1 protein-coding gene is annotated in these 1,603 nt (G+C 41.9%); it reads left to right on the forward strand.

What is annotated here, in order from left to right:
- Nucleotides 1-1,603: ATP-binding protein (locus RMO79_RS16755; RefSeq protein WP_396136618.1), on the forward strand; the 1,603-nt coding region annotated here is incomplete at both ends.

Consider the following 1,603-nt stretch of genomic DNA (forward strand, 5'->3'; position numbering starts at 1 on the left):
GATTTCCGAGCTGGTTCGTAAGTTAATGTCCAAAAATGCTGAAGATCGCTATCAGAATGCATTAGGATTGAAACACGATCTGGAGCTTTGCTTGAACCAGTTGCAACAGTCGGGCAAAATTGGCTTATTCAATCTAGGAGATCGCGATCCGAGCGATCGCTTTCTGATTTGTGAAAAACTCTACGGTCGAGAGCCAGAAGTTAATACCTTATTAGCGGCTTTTGATAGAGTTAGTAGTAGTGGTAAAACCGAGATCGTTTTGGTCGCAGGCTATTCGGGTATCGGTAAAACTGTAGTTATTAAAGAAGTTCATAAACCGATCGTCCGTCAGCGGGGTTATTTTATTCAGGGTAAATACGACCAATTTGGGCGCAATATTCCCTTTTCTGCTTTCGTCCAAGCCTTCCGCAATTTAATAGGACAATTATTCGCAGAATCACCAGCACAACTGCAAGATCGCCAAAACCAAATTCTCGCAGTAGTTGGCGATAACGGACAGGTACTCATCGATGTCATTCCCGAACTAGAACGGATTATTGGTAAGCAGCCCCCAGTAGCAGAATTAGCTGGTAGTGCGGCACAGCAACGATTCTATTTATTAATGCAAAAGTTTGTCGGCTTATTTTGCACCGCTGCACATCCGCTGGTATTATTTCTCGACGATTTGCAATGGGCAGATTTAGCATCTTTAAATTTACTCCAATCGTTGATGGAAGATAGCGAGTATTTATTGGTATTAGGAGCTTATCGAGATAATGAAGTCTCACCAATTCATCCAGCAATTTTAGCAACAACCGAAATCGCCAAAACTGGAGTTAGCGTCGAGACAATTACGCTCGCACCCATCAATCAAGTCGATTTAAATCAGTTAATTGCCGATACATTAAAGTGCGATTTACTCGTAGCGCAACCGTTGGCAGAACTAGTCAATCTTAAAACCAAAGGTAATCCATTTTTTGCCACCCAATTTCTAAAAGCATTATATGAAGATGGACTAATTAGTTTTAAACGGCTCGATCGCGATCTTCAAGTTGGCGGCTGGCAATGCGATCTGGCTAAAGTTAGAGCCTTAGCGGTTACCGACGATGTGGTAGAATTCATGGCATTGCAATTACAAAAATTACCGATCGAAACTCAATCGGCAATGGCTTTAGCTGCCTGTATTGGGGCAAGATTCGATCTTCATACTCTCGCGATCGTCTTAGAACAATCTGTGGAAGATACCGCCGCCATCTTATGGCAAGGATTGACAGAAAATTTCCTAATTCCCACCACCGAAATCTATAAGTTCTTCACCAAATCTGGCGATCGCCTAGAGTCTAATGAATCGGCTAATCCAGTTTATCGGTTTTTGCACGATCGCGTCCAGCAAGCAGCTTATTCACTAATTCCTGACGATCGCCAACAACTAACTCATCTCAAAATTGGCAGGTTAATTCAACAAAGCTGTGCAGATCTTAGTATAGATCGACAGTTGTTTGATGTAGTCGGACACTTAAATATAGCTAAATCATTAATTATCGATCCGATCGAACGTTTATCATTAGTCGAATTAAATTTTACTGCTGGTAAAAGAGCCAGAAATTCGACTGCCTATGCTGCG

The sequence above is a fragment of the Chamaesiphon sp. VAR_48_metabat_403 genome (genome assembly GCF_031422475.1).
GTDB lineage: Bacteria > Cyanobacteriota > Cyanobacteriia > Cyanobacteriales > Chamaesiphonaceae > Chamaesiphon.